This window comes from Rhizobium sp. GR12, assembly GCF_036596185.1.
Lineage (GTDB): Bacteria > Pseudomonadota > Alphaproteobacteria > Rhizobiales > Rhizobiaceae > Agrobacterium > Agrobacterium nepotum.
The window spans coordinates 65,725-81,128 of record NZ_JASXTH010000010.1 but is presented as its reverse complement, the minus strand read 5'-3'; the positions used below and the strand labels follow the sequence as shown (position 1 = coordinate 81,128).

13 protein-coding genes are annotated in these 15,404 nt (G+C 59.2%); 6 read left to right on the top strand and 7 right to left on the bottom strand.

Translation table 11 applies throughout. The features are described 5' to 3' along the window. Positions 1 to 149: 149 nt before the first annotated feature. Together QSK43_RS18145 and QSK43_RS18140 are read right to left on the bottom strand one after the other, a co-directional pair. A complete protein-coding gene (locus tag QSK43_RS18145; RefSeq protein ID WP_332304620.1) occupies positions 150 to 1,103 on the bottom strand; it encodes an asparaginase in 954 nt (317 codons plus the stop codon). After that, positions 1,100 to 2,560 carry an amino acid permease gene (locus QSK43_RS18140; RefSeq protein ID WP_045020844.1) on the bottom strand — a complete coding sequence of 487 codons (1,461 nt, stop codon included), beginning with the start codon at positions 2,558 to 2,560 and terminating at the stop codon, positions 1,100 to 1,102. Before QSK43_RS18140 ends, QSK43_RS18145 begins: the two co-directional genes overlap by 4 nt. Positions 2,561 to 2,843: 283 nt before the next feature. Here QSK43_RS18140 and QSK43_RS18135 point away from each other — a divergent pair, with 283 nt between their 5' ends. Beyond that, positions 2,844 to 4,262 carry an aspartate ammonia-lyase gene (locus tag QSK43_RS18135; RefSeq protein WP_332304752.1) on the top strand — a complete coding sequence of 473 codons (1,419 nt, stop codon included), beginning with the start codon at positions 2,844 to 2,846 and terminating at the stop codon, positions 4,260 to 4,262. Here the strand turns inward: QSK43_RS18135 and QSK43_RS18130 are convergent. From QSK43_RS18130 to QSK43_RS18115, 4 genes are all read right to left on the bottom strand, one after another. After that, on the bottom strand, positions 4,231 to 4,947 hold the full coding sequence (locus QSK43_RS18130; protein ID WP_332304619.1) for a FadR/GntR family transcriptional regulator: 717 nt from the start codon (positions 4,945 to 4,947) through the stop codon (positions 4,231 to 4,233). The two genes, QSK43_RS18135 and QSK43_RS18130, sit on opposite strands and share 32 nt — an antisense overlap. Positions 4,948 to 5,172: 225 nt before the next feature. After that, positions 5,173 to 8,244: an efflux RND transporter permease subunit gene (locus QSK43_RS18125; RefSeq protein WP_332304618.1), complete on the bottom strand. Its 3,072-nt coding sequence runs from the start codon at positions 8,242 to 8,244 to the stop codon at positions 5,173 to 5,175. Then, positions 8,241 to 9,326, bottom strand: a complete 1,086-nt coding sequence (locus QSK43_RS18120) for an efflux RND transporter periplasmic adaptor subunit (RefSeq protein WP_332304617.1) — start codon at positions 9,324 to 9,326, stop codon at positions 8,241 to 8,243. Before QSK43_RS18120 ends, QSK43_RS18125 begins: the two co-directional genes overlap by 4 nt. Next, on the bottom strand, positions 9,326 to 10,402 hold the full coding sequence (locus QSK43_RS18115) for an efflux RND transporter periplasmic adaptor subunit (protein WP_332304616.1): 1,077 nt from the start codon (positions 10,400 to 10,402) through the stop codon (positions 9,326 to 9,328). Before QSK43_RS18115 ends, QSK43_RS18120 begins: the two co-directional genes overlap by 1 nt. 308 nt (positions 10,403 to 10,710) lie before the next feature. Between QSK43_RS18115 and QSK43_RS18110 the strand changes: the two genes are divergently transcribed. Continuing rightward, positions 10,711 to 11,325 carry a TetR/AcrR family transcriptional regulator gene (locus QSK43_RS18110; protein ID WP_332304615.1) on the top strand — a complete coding sequence of 205 codons (615 nt, stop codon included), beginning with the start codon at positions 10,711 to 10,713 and terminating at the stop codon, positions 11,323 to 11,325. 38 nt (positions 11,326 to 11,363) lie between these two features. Here the strand turns inward: QSK43_RS18110 and QSK43_RS18105 are convergent, their stop codons facing one another. After that, positions 11,364 to 11,567, bottom strand: coding sequence for a hypothetical protein (locus QSK43_RS18105; protein WP_332304614.1), 204 nt, complete (start codon positions 11,565 to 11,567; stop codon positions 11,364 to 11,366). 147 nt (positions 11,568 to 11,714) lie between these two features. Here QSK43_RS18105 and QSK43_RS18100 point away from each other — a divergent pair, with 147 nt between their 5' ends. The 4 genes from QSK43_RS18100 to QSK43_RS18085 are packed head-to-tail and all read left to right on the top strand — an operon-like array spanning position 11,715 to position 15,390. Next, positions 11,715 to 12,425, top strand: coding sequence for a GntR family transcriptional regulator (locus tag QSK43_RS18100; protein WP_045020835.1), 711 nt, complete (start codon positions 11,715 to 11,717; stop codon positions 12,423 to 12,425). Positions 12,426 to 12,455: 30 nt separating this feature from the next. Further along, positions 12,456 to 13,571, top strand: a complete 1,116-nt coding sequence (locus QSK43_RS18095) for an ABC transporter ATP-binding protein (RefSeq protein WP_045020833.1) — start codon at positions 12,456 to 12,458, stop codon at positions 13,569 to 13,571. Further along, the gene (locus tag QSK43_RS18090; RefSeq protein ID WP_045020831.1) at positions 13,568 to 14,497 is read left to right on the top strand and encodes an ABC transporter permease; all 930 of its coding nucleotides are present in this window, start codon (positions 13,568 to 13,570) and stop codon (positions 14,495 to 14,497) included. Before QSK43_RS18095 ends, QSK43_RS18090 begins: the two co-directional genes overlap by 4 nt. A gap of 11 nt (positions 14,498 to 14,508) precedes the next feature. Then, entirely contained in the window at positions 14,509 to 15,390 is an 882-nt protein-coding gene (locus QSK43_RS18085; RefSeq protein WP_332304613.1) for a carbohydrate ABC transporter permease, read from the top strand. Positions 15,391 to 15,404: the final 14 nt, after the last annotated feature.

Here is a 15,404-nt window from a genome sequence, read left to right as displayed (position 1 = left end):
TCTTTCTGGCTTAAGAAGGGAACACCATCCCTTCTCGCACAGAAGAATGCACCCGAACCGCATAAAGGTTCGAGACGGGCGAAGATGGAATAAAATAGGAATCCTATAGGAATTTCGATGCCCGCCAGCGCGGGCATCGCTGCCGCTGCTTAATGAGAATGCGGCTCGCCGAACGCGGAATGGATGGTTCCCGCCGGGCTGTTGTTGGCTAAAAGCGCCGCCAGCAGAATGCGGGCCTGTCCCGGCCTAAGTGTGGAGGAATGAACGGCACCCGCCACGACAAGATCGTGACCGCCGCCGCCGCCGCCGTAACTCGCCACCAGCAGGCCTTCCGGCACCCGGCTGGAAACGACGACGGGAACGCCGCGCTCAGCACAGCGCTTCACGGCCACGGCAATGCCCGGATTGGCGTTGCCAGAGCCAAGTGCGGCAAGCACGATGCCATCAGTACCGGCCTGCAGGCTCGCCTCGATATGCGCGGCGTCGCAGCCGGGATAAATCGCAACGATATCGATCCTCAGATCGGCGACGGGAGCGGCAAGATTCAGCGCTGCGGCACGAGCCACCGGCCGTGCGGAGCGGAAGGCATCCGCCTTGTCCGCGCTAAGCTTGTAGAGACCCCAGGCCGGCAGACAACGACCACCGAAGGACAGGAGAACGCCTTTTGCGGCATTCTCCCGATCGAGCGCGGTTTCTATGGCCTTCGCCAGATTGGCCGGCCCATCCGCATCCGGATGGTCCGCTGTAAACTGCGCGCCGGTAAAGACAACCGGCTTCGTAATGACGTGCTGCAAATGCACGAGCAGCGAGGATTCTTCCATGGCGTCGGTTCCATGCAGAACGATGACGCCCGCCACAGCTGGATCGTTGAGCTCCACGCCCACCGCATCGCTGATGCGCTGCATGTCGGCCAATGTCAGGCTGGACGAATCCTTCGCCATCAGATCGACCGGTTTGAGCCGGGCGGTGACCTGCGGAACCAAGGACAGCAGGTCCTCGCCTGAAAGGCTGGGTGTGCTGACGCCATCGGCGCCGCGCCTGCTGGCGATGGTACCGCCGGTGGCGATGACCGCCACCAGTGGAGTTTTATCCTGCCCGCTCAACGCGACGCTCCCGCACCCGCCACACGCTCGTCCGCCAGACGGTGGATACGGTCACGCAGCAGGTACCAGCCGATGACCAGCGCCGGGATGATGATCAGCAATGAAGCGATGGTCCACGAGCCGACGGGATAGTCAAACGCCATCAGCACCAACACGCCGAACAGGAAAACAAGCGTGAGGATGCCGGTGTAAGGCGCACCGAACATGCGGAAATCCGGGCGAACCAGTTCGCCACGGCGGGAAAGATGCCACAGTTTAAGCTGGCAGAGCACGATGACCGCCCAAGCGCAGATGATGCCGAGCGCCGAGAGATTAAGTGCGATCTCGAAGGCAGCAGCCGGCACGACGGCGTTCAGCGCCACGCCGAGAACGGTGACGGCGGCCGTCACCGCAATACCGCCATAGGGCACGCCGGCCTTGTTCATCTTCGCAAGCGCCGCCGGGGCCGATCCGGAGACCGCCATGGAGTGGAGAATACGGCCGGTGGAATAAAGACCGGCATTGAGCGAGGACAACACGGCAGTCAGAACGACGAGGTTCATAATCACATCCGCCCCCTGGACACCGATGGAACCGAAAAAGGTAACGAAGGGGCTCTCACCCGCCTTGTAGGCGGTATAGGGCAGAAGCAGTGTGAACAGCAACACCGAGCCGACATAAAAGACCACGAGGCGCAAGACCACGGCGCGGATGGCGCGGGGCATGACCTTGCGCGGATCTTCGGTTTCCCCAGCCGCCGTGCCGATCAGTTCGATCGAGGCATAAGCGAACACCACGCCCTGAATGATGACAAAGGCGGGAAGAATACCGTTCGGGAAGAAGCCGCCATTGTCGGTGATGATGCTGAAGCCGGTAACATGGCCTTCGATGGGCGTGCCGAAGATGACGAAATAAACGCCGACGACGAGGAAAACGGCAAGCGCCAGCACCTTGATCAGGCTGAACCAGAATTCAAGCTCGCCAAACACCTTCACCGAAAGCATATTCATCGCCAGCACGACCAGAAGTGCGGTCAGTGCGAACACCCACTGGTCGATACCGGCCAGCCAGGGAACATAATTCTTGAAGAAATTCATGTAGAGCGCAACCGCAGTCACGTCCGCCACCGAAGTCATTGCCCAGTTCAGCCAGTACATCCAGCCGGCAGCGAAAGCCATTTTTTCGCCGTAGAACTCGCGGGCATAGGACACGAAAGAACCGGAACTCGGGCGATGCATGATAAGCTCGCCGAGCGCGCGCAGAACGAGAAACGCGAAAAATCCGCAAAGCGCATAAACAAACACCAGCGCAGGACCCGCCTGCGCCAACCGGCCACCCGCGCCGAGGAACAGCCCGGTACCGATCGCACCGCCGATGGCGATCATCTGGATCTGGCGCGGTTTGAGAGCCTTGTGGTAGCCGAGGTCTTCTTCGACGAAGACCTCACGTTCGGCAGACGCCGTTTTCACAGATTTCATTGATATTTCTCCTCCCAATGAATTTGCTTTGCAGTCGGCGCAACGCCGAAAATCAAAATAGGAACTGGCACGGTCCTCGCTGGAAATGTGGCCGGCATGCCCATGCACGCTGTAAAGCTGCATGACAGATTTTCGCTTTTCATAATCGCAGAGAAAGCTGTTCGTCAAGGGCATACGATCATTATTGACCTCCGCACAAGGAGTGTCTAAGGTCAATAAATCTGTAAGACAGCTTTACAGATTTAGATAAAGCTTTGAGCCATTGGAGGAAAAAGTGGGCGTGATGCGCAGGGAGCAGGATTTGCTCGGAACGAAAGAAATTCCGGCAGATGTTTATTGGGGCGTACATACCGCGCGTGCGGTGGAAAACTTTCAGATCACGGGCGTGACCATCGGCCATAACCCATATCTCATCAGGGGATTGGCCTATGTGAAGGAAGCTGCGGCCCTCGCAAATCACGAGCTGGGACTGCTCGACCGCGAGCGCATGGAGGCAATCGTCAAGGCATGCCGGGAAATCCGCGCCGGTGCGCTTCATGAGCAATTCGTGGTGGATGAGATCCAAGGCGGAGCCGGCACCTCCACCAACATGAATGCCAACGAGGTCATCGCCAACCGCGCGCTTGAACTGCTTGGCCACCAAAAGGGCGACTATGCCCACCTTCACCCGAACGACCATGTCAATCTCAGCCAGTCGACCAACGACGCCTATCCGACAGCGATCAATGTCGGGCTGATCGAGGCGATCGACGATCTCGCGGCCTCCATGGGGGTGTTGAAAGACGCCTTCGACCGCAAGGCGCAGGAGTTTTCCGGCTTCATCAAGCTGGGGCGCACGCAGCTGCAGGACGCCGTGCCGATGACGCTCGGCCAGGAGTTCCGCACCTTCGTGGTGATGCTGGGCGAAGACCAGGCGCGTCTCATCGAATCAGTCGCTCTGCTGCACGAGATCAATCTCGGCGCCACCGCCATCGGCACCGGGCTGAATGCACCGCGCGGTTATGCGGCACTCGCCTGCCAGCATCTGGCGCGACTGACCGGGCGACCATTGGAGACGGCGGTCGATCTTATCGAAGCGACGCAGGATCCCGGCGCTTTCGTGCATCTGTCCGGCGTGTTGAAACGCGTCGCCGTCAAACTGTCGAAAACCTGCAACGACCTGCGCCTGCTCTCTTCCGGCCCACGCGCTGGCATCGGCGAGATCACCCTGCCATCCGTTCAGGCGGGCTCCAGCATCATGCCGGGCAAGATCAATCCGGTCATTCCCGAAGTGGTCAACCAGGTGGCCTATGCCGTGATCGGCAACGACATCACCATCACCATGGCCGCCGAAGCCGGACAGCTTCAGCTGAACGCCTTCGAGCCGATCATCGTGCGCGCCCTTTCCCAGAGCATCAGCCAGCTGAGCGCGGCCTGCCGGACTTTGGCGGAACGTTGTGTCGATGGCATCGTCGCCAATCCCGCAATCATGGCGCAGCGTGTTGAAGAATCGATCGGGCTGGCAACCGCGCTCAATCCGATCATCGGCTATTACGCGGCGACCGAAGTCGCGAAGGAAGCGCTTGCCAGCGGACGCACCGTGCCGCAGGTGGTTCTGGAGCGCGGATATCTGACGGAGGCGCAACTCCAGCAGGCGCTTAGCCCCCGCCACCTCGCCAATCTGCCTACCCTTATGGCTGGCGAACCCGATCTTCTCCAATGATCGTCGTCACCACCTGCTTCACCTGCCCCAGGTGAAGCTCCATCGCCTCGCGCGCCTCAGGCGCGGAACCCCGTCGGATCGCCTCAACGATCCGGCGGTGCTCTAAATTCGACGCGACGCGACGGCCCGCCATCAGGTTCACCATTTCGGACTGCTGGGAAAGTGCCTCGCGGGCATCGGCCACGACCTTGGCAAACAAAGCGTTTGCCGAGGCTTCCGCGATCGCGCAATGGAATTGCCCGTCCAGCAGCACCCAGGGATGCGGCCTCTCTTCGGCTTCCATCCGGTCGCATAGTTCCAGCAATATCCCCAATTGCGCATCCGTGCGCCGCAGCGCCGCCCACCCGGCCGCCGGCACTTCGATGAAGGGGCGTGCCTCGATCAGATCGCGGGCGGAATAGGCCCCATAACTCAATTCGGATGGAGGCGTTCCCGTCATGACATAGGTGCCGCTTCCGGTGCGGGTCTGGGTCAAACCCAAAGTCTGGAGAGAGCGCAGCGCCTCGCGGACGATCGGCCGGCTGACACCATATCGTACCGCCAGATGAGCCTCCGACGGCAGCCGGGTTCCAACCGCAAGCTGCCCTGAGGTAATCGCCGAACGGATATCATCGAACACAACTTCCGCAGCATTCTTGCGATTGATCGGCTGTGCGTCCGCAAGCCAATCCGATAATCCGCCCATCTTTCAACCTCCTACACCCTTGATCGCCCGCAACATGGGAACAGACGCCCGTCTGTAGAAGGGCAGCGCCGCTCCCGCAGCTAAGCCGATCTTCCTAACACCATCCGGACCGGAGGAACAACGATGGCGGCCATTTTTAGGGAATTTAGGCGAGAGGGCGACCTTGCCGCCCCTGCCCGGACACACCCTCGCGATCACGAGGGTGTGTCCGTTTGTCGTCGGATATCACGCCTTGATTTCCTGTTCTTCCGGCTGGTCACCCTCACGCGGAATGCGGAACCACGCGACGTAGAGCGCCGGAAGGAAAAGCAGCGTGAGCGCCGTGCCGACCACAATGCCGCCCATCATCGCATAGGCCATCGGGCCCCAGAAAATCTCCCGCGATATGGGGATGAGGGCCAGCGTCGCCGCCGCCGCCGTCAGCATGATCGGCCGCATGCGGTGCTCTGTCGCCTCGATGACCGCGCGCCAGGCCGAAACCCCCTCGTTTCTCAGATGTTCGATCTGGACGACGAGAATGACCGAGTTGCGGATCAGGATGCCTATCAACGCAAGTACGCCGAGAATGGCGACGAAGCCCATCGGTGCATTGGAAAGCAGCAGCGCCACCACCACGCCGATCAATGCCGTGGGCGCCACGGCGAAGACCAGAAACAGCCGGCTGAAGCTTTGCAGCTGGAGCATCAGGATTGTCGCCATTGCAAACAGCATCAAGGGCACCACAGCGACGATTGGCGCTTGCGAATCCGCGCTGGATTCCACTGAGCCGCCTGTCTCCAGCTTGTAACCCACGGGGAGCGCCTTTGCGAAAGCCTCGAGTTTCGGTTTCAACTGCTCCACGATTGTCGCCGGCTGTGTCGGACCGATGATTGCAGCCTTGACGGTGACTGTCGGGATCCTGTCGCGACGCCAGATGGTCGGCTGCTCCAGCTCGTAGCGGAAATTGGCGATTGCCGACAGCGGCACGGCCTTGCCGTTCGTCGCCGGCAATTGCAGGTTCTGCAATGTCTCGATGGAGCCGCGTTCCGCCAACTGCGCACGTGCCACCACATTGACGAGGTAAATGCCATCCTTGACCTGCGTCACGGTGGAACCCTCGACAATGCTGTTCATGGTATTGGCAATGTCTTCCGACGAGACGCCGAGCTGCCGGGCCTTGTCCTGCAAAACATCGACCTTGACCACGCGCGTCGGCTCGTTCCAGTCCATGACCATGTTGGAAAGAAGCTTATGCTCGCCGACGACGCCCGCCAGCTGCTGGCCAAGTTCGCGAACATGCTGGATATCCGGACCGCTCAAGCGGTATTGCACCGGTTTGCCGACCGGAGGGCCGATATCGAGCAATTTCACGAAGGCGTCGGTGCCGGTGAATGTCCGGTTCAGATAATCCTGCAACTCAGCGCGGACCTTGTCGCGCACATCAAGCCCCTTGGTGACGATGATCGTCTGACCGAAGGTGACATCCGGCGTCTGCACATCGAAGGAGAGGATGAAACGCGGTGCGCCTTCGCCGACATAGGTTGTCCAGTGGTCGATATCCGGGTTCTTCGCCAGCGCTTCCTGCTCGAACTGCGCCATCTGCCGGTTGGTTTCGGCAATCGAACTGTTCTGCGGCAGGTTCCAGTCGACGATAAGCTCCACGCGGTCCGACGAAGGAAAGAACTGTTGCTGCACGAGGCTCATGCCGCCGACGGAAAGGCCGAACAGCGCAATGGTGAGGATGATCGTCACCCAGCGCCAGCGCAGGGCACGGCCCAGAAGCCAGGAAAAGCCGGAGGCAAATCGACCCTTCTTCCCGTGGTGCGATTTCATCGTCTTCGGCAATATCGTCACGCCGAGCAGCGGCGTGAACAGGACCGCGACGATCCACGAGACGATCAGCGAAACAGCGATCACCACGAAGAGGGTGAACGTGAATTCGCCCGCCGCGCTGTTGTTGAGGCCGACGGGAATGAAGCCGGCGACGGTGACCAGCGTGCCGGTCAGCATCGGAAAAGCGGTGGAGGTATAAACATAGGTCGCCGCTTTTCTGAGATCGTCTCCGACCTCGAGCCGCGCGACCATCATCTCGACGGCAATCATCGCATCGTCGACGAGAAGTCCGAGCGCGATGATGAGTGCGCCCAGAGAGATGCGTTGCAGTGAAATGCCGGTATATTCCATATAAACGAAAGTGATCGCCAACACGAGCGGGATGGACACGGCAACGACCATGCCCGCCCGCAATCCGAGGCTGATGAAGCTGATGACGAGAACGATGGCGATCGCCTCGAACAGGGCCGAGGTGAAACCGGAGACCGCCTCATCCACCACGGCCGGCTGATCGGATACCCGGTGCACATCGACGCCGATTGGCAAATCCGTCACGATACGCTTTATCTGTGCGTCCAGCGCCTCACCGAAATGCACGAGGTTGGCACCGGTCTTCATGCCGATGGCAAGGCCGATGGCCGGTTGCCCGTTAAAGCGGAAAAGCGAAGACGGCGGATCGGCGTAACCACGCCTGATCGTTGCCACCTCCGTCAGCGGGAAGAACCGGTTGTTGACGCGCAGGTTGATGGCCCGCAGGCTGTCTTCCGTGGTGAACTGGCCGCTGACGCGCAGCGCGACACGCTCGGGACCGGCGTTAACAAAACCGGACTGGGTAACGGCATTCTGGGATTGCAGCGTCTTGATGATCGACTGCTGATCAATGCCGAGCGCCGCGATCTGCCGCGTGGAAAACTCCAGATAGATCGCTTCGTCCTGCGCGCCGATGACATCGACCTTGCCGATATTGTCAACGGTCAGAACCTTCGCGCGTGCATCTTCCACCAGATCGCGCAATTGCCGCTGGCTGAGACCATCGCTGGTGAAGGCGTAGATGTTGCCGTACACATCACCGAAACGGTCGTTGAAGAACGGACCCACGACGCCCGAGGGGAAATCACCCTTGATGTCGCCGATCATGTTGCGCACCCGCACCCAAGTCGGCTCAACGTTCCTCGCCTTGGTTTCGGGCACGAGTTCCACGAAAATCGTGGTCCGGCCGGCCACCGTCTGGCTGCGCAGATGGTCGAGATTGTCGAGTTCTTCGAGCTTCTTTTCGATCCTGTCAGTCACCTGCCGGGCCACTTCCTCCGCCGAGGCGCCGGGCCATTGCGCGCTGATCACCATGGTCTTGATGGTGAAATTCGGGTCTTCCTCACGTCCGAGGTTGAGATAGGAGAAAACGCCGGCAAGAACGAAGACCAGCATGAAGTACCAGACGAGCGAACGGTGCTCGAGCGCCCAGTCGGAGAGGTTGAATTTCTTCACTGATGGACCTCCTGATCGATCCTGATGGCTTGTCCATCCGTAAACTTGTGAACGCCGGCGCTGGCGACGCGTTCGCCGGGCTTGAGGCCGCCGGTGACGCGCGCATTGCCGCCTTCAGCGGGCTCGCCCTCCACCGTGACCGGCCGGTAGGTGACCGTCGCGGTATCAGTATTGACGATCCAGACGCCCCATCCGCCATCCTTGTGCAGCAGCGCCGACGACGGGAGCATGATCCGCGGGTCGGACGCGGTAAGCACCGAAGCCGTGACAACGGATCCAAGCCGGAATGTCGGTGGCGCATCCTGCACGCTGATTTTCGTGCGGCGCGTGCGCGTCGCGGTTTCGGCTTCCGGAGCAATCTCGCGCACCACGCCGGTGGTGCGTATTTTCGGATCGAGCTGCAAGGCGATCTCGAAGGTCGATCCGATCTCCAGCCGCTGTGCCGCAAATTGCGGAACGTCGACCACCACGTCGCGTACTTCCGGGCGGGCGATGGTCACGACCGTCTGGCCGGCCGAGACGACCTGACCGATTTCGCCTGACGTCGCGGTTACCACGCCATCAAATTCCGCATGCAGCTGCGTATAACCCAGCTGCTCTTCGGCCTTGTCCAGATTTGCGCGGGCTTTGGCGACGGCGGCATTGGCGGTTCGCGAGGCCTGTTCGGCCTCTTCCAATGCGGCTTCCGTGCCGCTGCGGGCTTCCGCCAGCACACGCTGGCGCTGCTCGGTCGTCACCGCATTCGCCAATTGCGCTTCGGCATTGGAAAGATCGGATTGCGCACTCTTCACTGAAAGTTCGAGCGCGAGTGGGTCGATCGACGCCACGACATCGCCTTTCTTGACAAGATCCGCCACATCGACATTGCGGGCGATGATCCGGCCGAGAATACGAAAGCCGAGGTCGGTCTGAATTCTGGATTCCACCGTGCCGGTCAGTCGCAGTACATCGGCCGACTTCTCCTCCACGATGATGGAGAGGACCCGACGCGGCGCCTCAGCGGGGGCTTCCTGCTTTTCCTGGCAGGAGGAGACCGCGATCGCTGGGAGCAGCAAAAACAAGCTTCTGTTTATCTTGAACATTATTGTGCCTGCCCCTTTTCATAGGCGACCTTTTCACCCATGCGGAGAAATTTGGTCCCGCTGGTCACCACGAGGTCGCCGGGAAGAAGCCCTTCCGCGACGACGAATTGACCCGTCTCGTAATCGGCGACCCCGATGCGGCGCATCGCGATTTCCGAGGATTGCGGATCGATTACCCAGACGGCGGGAAGACCGTTCTGAGACGTCATCGCTGACCAGGGAAGCTCGATCGCATCGACCCGCTGGAAGCGGAAATGGCCTGAAACGGGCGCTCCGAGCGGCATCGTCAGATCGCCATTCAGGCCAACCTTGACCCTGATCGTTCCATTGTCCGGATCGATCGTCGGGGAAATCTCCCGCACTGGCGCCTCCACGCTGCGGGTGGGATCCGACAGGAGGCTGACATTGACGAGATTATCGATGTCGCGCTCGAGGAACAGGGATTCGTAAACATCGAAAACCGCATCGCGCGGCCCGTCATGCGCCAGCGTAAAGACGAGCTGAGCGGCCTGCGCCACCTGCCCGACTTCGACATTGCGCGCCGTGATCACGCCGTCCGCATCGGCCCTGAGCTCGGTATAGGACAGCGCATCGCGCGCCGTGTCCAGCTGCGCCTGCGCCGATCTCACCGCCCCTTGCGTGGTGAGCAGGGTTTCCTGCGCCTTGTCGACGGCAGAGCGTGAGGTTACCTGCGTCTTGAAAAGACTTTGCTGGCGGTCAAACGCCAGCTTCGCCTGCGTCATCTGCGCTTCTGCGGATTGCAGATTGGCCAAGGCGACATCGATATCGGCCTTCTGCTCCTCTGGATCGATGCGGGCAAGCAATTGCCCGGTCTTTACCGCCGCGCCCACATCCACCAACCGCTCGGTGATCTTGCCGCTCACACGGAAAGACAGGTCCGTCTGAACCCGCGCCCTTACTTCGCCTGTGATGACACTGCCGCGACCGACCGGCTTTTTCGCCGCCGTGACCACCTCGACGATGCGCAATGGTTTTTCAGCAGGTGGTTCTTCATTGCTGCAGGACGACAAAGCGAAAATGCTGCCAATCGCCACTGCTAAAAGAATGCTTTTCATGGTGACCTCTTGATCTTCGCCCCATCCTATAATATTTGACTGACTGAATAGTCAATGAAATTCTTACGCCGCCATTGGAACCTGCGTGGACGTCAAATCGGGCTTCCCGCATGATCATTCCGACAGTGTCCGATGGTCCCTTTCGGATGCATCGGGAGTGCGCCGACATACTGACTGAACCACGCACTGCGTCTTGCAAAAATCGATTCCGGTTTTTGTGCTGGTGCAATAGGCAAGCTGCCTGTCATTTCCGCCGATCGAGACGGACAGAAGGGCACGCGCCGAAAAAATAAGCAAGGATCCGGGTTATGGCGAAAGCAAAACTGTCACGTGCAGAACAGAAGATACAACGTCCATTAGAAATTCTCGACGCCGCATTCGAGGAATTCACCAAAAGGGGATTTACGGCGACGCGGGTCGAGGACATCGCGGGACGGGTGGGGGTCACGAAAGGTACGGTCTACGTTTATTTCGAAACCAAAGAAGCCCTTTTCGAGGCGATGATCGAGCACGTCTCCGTACCGTTTCAACATGCGTTTCGGGCCTATGCCCGCACTTCCGACGACCCCGTCGAGGAACTTCGCCTGCTGCTCGAATTCCTGTTCGACGCCTTCGTCGACAATAGAAGAATGCGGGAGCTTTTCCGTTTCGTTGTCGCGGAGGGCGCAAAGTTCCCCGATCTCATCGACCGGCATCACGACGTCTTGATGGCGCCGGTGCTGGAGCGCATTCACACGATCCTTGAGGACGGCGTGGCCAAGAAAAGGTTCCGGGCCAACCCCCCCGAACTCGCCAAGGTCGTCATGTCGCCCATGATCGGTACATTGGTTTTTCGGCTGATTTTCAACGACCGACGCAGCTTGGACAGGCAGGCCGTCCTGAAGATTCACCTCGAATTGATCCTGCGCGGGCTACAGGCGTAATTAGTGCCCTCTTGCCGAACAAGGGGAGCGGAGGTCCTTCACAGACCGGGAACCCTCCGTTTCTCCAGCCCTTTGCCCAATTCCAACAACGATTTTTCAAAGAAGGCGTCACGGACGCCGCTCTCAATATAAATGCGGCTGGCGCGAGATTGGTGGAGAGCGCGGGTGCCCGGCACCAAGCCGCATTTTTCCGGCTGCATGTCGCAGGCCAACGTGGCTCGGCGCAGATTCTTTTCAATCACCGACCTTGACTCCCCTAAATCCAACAGATATGTCAAAACACTATCTGATATCTCAGTTTGGTCATTGATATGTCTAACCCCATCGAATTCCCATCGTTGCCGCTGTCTGAACTCGTAACGTCGCGAGATTTGCCGACCGATGGAAACATGACCAACCGGATTCATGCCCTGCTGCGCAAGCTGATTGTCGAGGTAAAGCTGCTTCCCGGGCGGGCGCTGTCGGAAAAAGAGATCGCGGCATTGCTGCATGTCAGCAAGACACCGGTGCGCGAGGCGATCATTCGCCTTTCCGAAGAGGGTTTTGTGACCGTAGTGCCGCAAGGCGGCACCTATATCTCGCCGATCGACGTACAGCGTTACATGGAAGCCTGCTTTATCCGGTTCAAGCTGGAAGAAGGCGCTGTCATCGAGGCGACCAAGCGGCATTCGCTGGAAGACATCGCCCGTCTGAAGACCTGCATTTCCCAGCAGCGCATCGCCGCCGAGGACGAGGAGTTCACTAACTTCTTCCTGCTGGACGAGGAATTCCACCGCACCATATTTGCGGCTGCACGCCTTCCCGGCGCATGGAGCGTCGTTAACCAGGCGAAAGGTGAAATGGACCGGATGCGCCACCTGAAGCGCGTTTTTGCGGTCCGCCGCACCGAAAAGGTGATCGAGGAACACGAAGCGATCGTGGATGCCATCGAGTCGGGCAATGTCGAGGCGGCACGCGAAGCCGTCCAGCGCCATCTCGGATCACTCGAAACCAAAATCGCAGAACTCTCCAAGAACCCGAAGATCTGGACCTTCATCGAGCAGGTCAACACGCGTGTCACGAGGAAGCGCGTTTCACGGGGGGCGAAGACGCCTGACTGAACATTCAAGGCTTTTGAGGAGGGGCCTTTCATGTCTGCAGTTCAAATCAACGATGTCGTCAAGCGTTACGGCGCTTTCGAAGTCGTCCACGGTATCAATCTTTCCATACAGCCGCAGGAATTCGTTGTCCTTGTCGGTCCTTCGGGATGCGGAAAATCCACCACGCTGCGCATGCTCGCTGGGCTGGAAGACATTTCAGACGGCACGGTTTCGATGGACGGTCGGGTGGTCAACAAAATTGCCCCCAAAGACCGCGATGTCGCAATGGTGTTCCAGAACTACGCGCTTTACCCGCATCTGAGCGTGGCCGATAACATCGCCTTCGGCCTGCGCGTCAGGGGAGAGAAGCGAGCCGTCATCGACAAGGCCGTTGCGGAAGCTGCACAGATCCTCGGGCTCACCGAATATCTGGCCCGCAAGCCGGCTGATCTTTCCGGCGGCCAGCGTCAGCGCGTCGCCATGGGCCGTGCCATCGTGCGCAGACCAAAAATCTTCCTGTTTGATGAACCGCTCTCGAACCTCGACGCCAAGCTGCGCACCCACATGCGCGCCGAGATAAAGCTGTTGCACAAGCGGATGCATGCCACCAGCATCTATGTCACCCATGATCAGGTCGAGGCGATGACGCTGGCCGACCGCATCGTCATCATGAATGGCGGCCATATCGAGCAGGTCGGCTCACCGATGGAGGTTTTCCTCGAACCGGCCAACATATTTGTCGCAAGCTTCATCGGCTCGCCGCCGATGAACCTTCTGGACGGGACCATCGAAAAGCGGGATGGCGTTGTGAAGGTCGCGCTTACAGGCGGCTCCGGCCAGCGCTTCAGCATTCCCGAAGCCTTCGCGAAAAATGCGACGGAGGGGCAATCGGTCAAACTTGGCCTGCGGCCGGAAATCATGTCGGTGGAAGCTGACGACGGCCGTGAAATTTTAAATTGCAGCATTGACCTCGTGGAGCCCTTGGGCGCCGAGGCGCTGCTGCACGGCAAGGCCGATGGCCAGCCATTTATCGCCAAGGCCGAAACGCTCTATGGCGATCATGCCCTCAACGGCATTAGCCGGCTCAGTATCGATACTACACGCATCCATGTCTTCGACGCGGCGACCGGCAGGTCGCTGAAAACCAAAGGCGACATGCGACCATGAAACAGAGTTTTCAGGAACGCTTTCACGATCTTCAGGAAGATCTGCGCCGGGACTGGCAACTCTACCTGCTGCTTGCGCCGATGATTATCTGGTTTGCGGTTTTCCTCTATAAACCCATGTACGGGCTGGTCATCGCATTCCAGGATTTCTCGATTTTTCGCGGCATCGAAAAAAGCCCGTGGGTCGGTTTTGCGAATTTCGTTGAACTCTTCCACAATGACATGTTCGTGCGCTCCTTCTGGAACACCATCAAAATCAGTGGCCTTGGTCTGATCTTCGCCTTTCCGGTCCCCATTATTCTGGCCCTGATGTTCAACGAAGTTCAAAGTGGCGTTGCCCGCCGCTGGGCTCAGACGATCGTTTACCTGCCGCACTTCATTTCGGTGGTGATCGTCGCCGGCATCGTCATCAACTTCCTGTCGCCATCGATCGGCATCGTCAATCTCCTGCTGAAGGGCCTTGGATTCGAGCCGATCTACTTCCTGACCCAGCCGGAATGGTTCCGCCCTATTTATATCGGCTCGTCGGTCTGGAAGGAGGCAGGCTTCGAATCCATCGTCTATCTCGCCGCCATCGCCGGCGTGAGCCCGACGCTTTATGAATCCGCCCGGGTGGACGGGGCATCGCGCTGGCAGATGATGTGGCGGATTACCCTGCCCTGCATCCTGCCGACAATCGTGATCATGCTGATCATCCGCATCGGTAATCTGGTCGAGGTCGGGTTCGAATACATCATTCTGCTCTACCGCCCATCCACCTATGAGACGGCGGACGTCGTTTCCACCTTTATCTACCGCACCGGTCTCCAGGGCACCCAATACGATCTCGCGACGGCCGCCGGACTATTCAATGCGGTCATCGCTTTCGTCCTTGTCTATTCGGCAAATCGCATCAGCCGAAAAGTCTCCTCGACATCGCTTTGGTGAGGAGCTGAAAGATGGCAAACTTCAATCTGTATTCTCGCGGCGACAGAATTTTTGGCTGGGCAAATGCCATTCTTCTGGGCCTGTTCGTCCTGTCGACGCTTTATCCCTTCCTCTATGTGCTGTCGGTCTCGCTGTCTTCGGGTGCCGCCGTCACGGCTGGCCGCGTCACGTTCTGGCCGGTCGATGTCACGCTTGCCGCTTACGACAGGGTATTGTCCGACAGGATGTTCTGGGTCGCCTATGGCAACACGTTCATCTACACCTTCGGCGGCACGCTGATGAGCCTGCTGATCATGATCCCCGGCGCCTACGCACTTTCGCGCAGACGCCTGCGCGGCCGCACTTTCTTCAACATCGCCATCGCCTTCACGCTGTGGTTCAACGCCGGCATGATCCCCTTCTTTCTGAACATGCGCGATCTTGGACTTCTCGACAGCCGCTTGGGCATCATTCTTGGGTTCGCGGCAAACGCCTTCAACGTCATTCTGCTGCGCAATTTCTTCGAGACCGTTCCGAAGTCCTTTGAAGAGGCCGCCAAGATGGATGGTGCCAGCGAATTGCAGCTACTGTGGAAGGTGTTCATTCCGCTTTCCAAACCGGCAATCGTCACCGTTGCGCTGTTCTGCATCGTTTCGCGCTGGAACGGTTATTTCTGGGCCATGGTGTTGCTACGTGGCGAGGAAAAGATCCCGCTTCAGGTCTATCTGAAGCGCGTGATCGTCGATCTGAACTCGAACGACGAATTCGCCTCGAGCCTGCTCACTGCCCACTATTCGTTCGAGACGGTGACATCAGCGATCATGATCGCTTCCATCATTCCCGTCCTCATCATTTACCCCTACGCGCAGAAGTATTTCACCAAAGGAATTCTGCTGGGCGGAGTGAAAGAGTAGCAGCACAAGGGAGG

Excerpts from the sequence above, each read along its gene's own strand:
- QSK43_RS18140 (WP_045020844.1), bottom strand. The coding sequence starts at position 2,560 with ATGAAATCTGTGAAAACGGCGTCTGCCGAACGTGAGGTCTTCGTCGAA.
- QSK43_RS18135 (WP_332304752.1), top strand. The coding sequence starts at position 2,844 with ATGCGCAGGGAGCAGGATTTGCTCGGAACGAAAGAAATTCCGGCAGAT.
- QSK43_RS18130 (WP_332304619.1), bottom strand. The coding sequence starts at position 4,947 with ATGGGCGGATTATCGGATTGGCTTGCGGACGCACAGCCGATCAATCGC.
- QSK43_RS18120 (WP_332304617.1), bottom strand. The coding sequence starts at position 9,326 with ATGTTCAAGATAAACAGAAGCTTGTTTTTGCTGCTCCCAGCGATCGCG.
- QSK43_RS18115 (WP_332304616.1), bottom strand. The coding sequence starts at position 10,402 with ATGAAAAGCATTCTTTTAGCAGTGGCGATTGGCAGCATTTTCGCTTTG.
- QSK43_RS18110 (WP_332304615.1), top strand. The coding sequence starts at position 10,711 with ATGGCGAAAGCAAAACTGTCACGTGCAGAACAGAAGATACAACGTCCA.
- QSK43_RS18100 (WP_045020835.1), top strand. The coding sequence starts at position 11,715 with ATGACCAACCGGATTCATGCCCTGCTGCGCAAGCTGATTGTCGAGGTA.
- QSK43_RS18095 (WP_045020833.1), top strand. The coding sequence starts at position 12,456 with ATGTCTGCAGTTCAAATCAACGATGTCGTCAAGCGTTACGGCGCTTTC.
- QSK43_RS18090 (WP_045020831.1), top strand. The coding sequence starts at position 13,568 with ATGAAACAGAGTTTTCAGGAACGCTTTCACGATCTTCAGGAAGATCTG.
- QSK43_RS18085 (WP_332304613.1), top strand. The coding sequence starts at position 14,509 with ATGGCAAACTTCAATCTGTATTCTCGCGGCGACAGAATTTTTGGCTGG.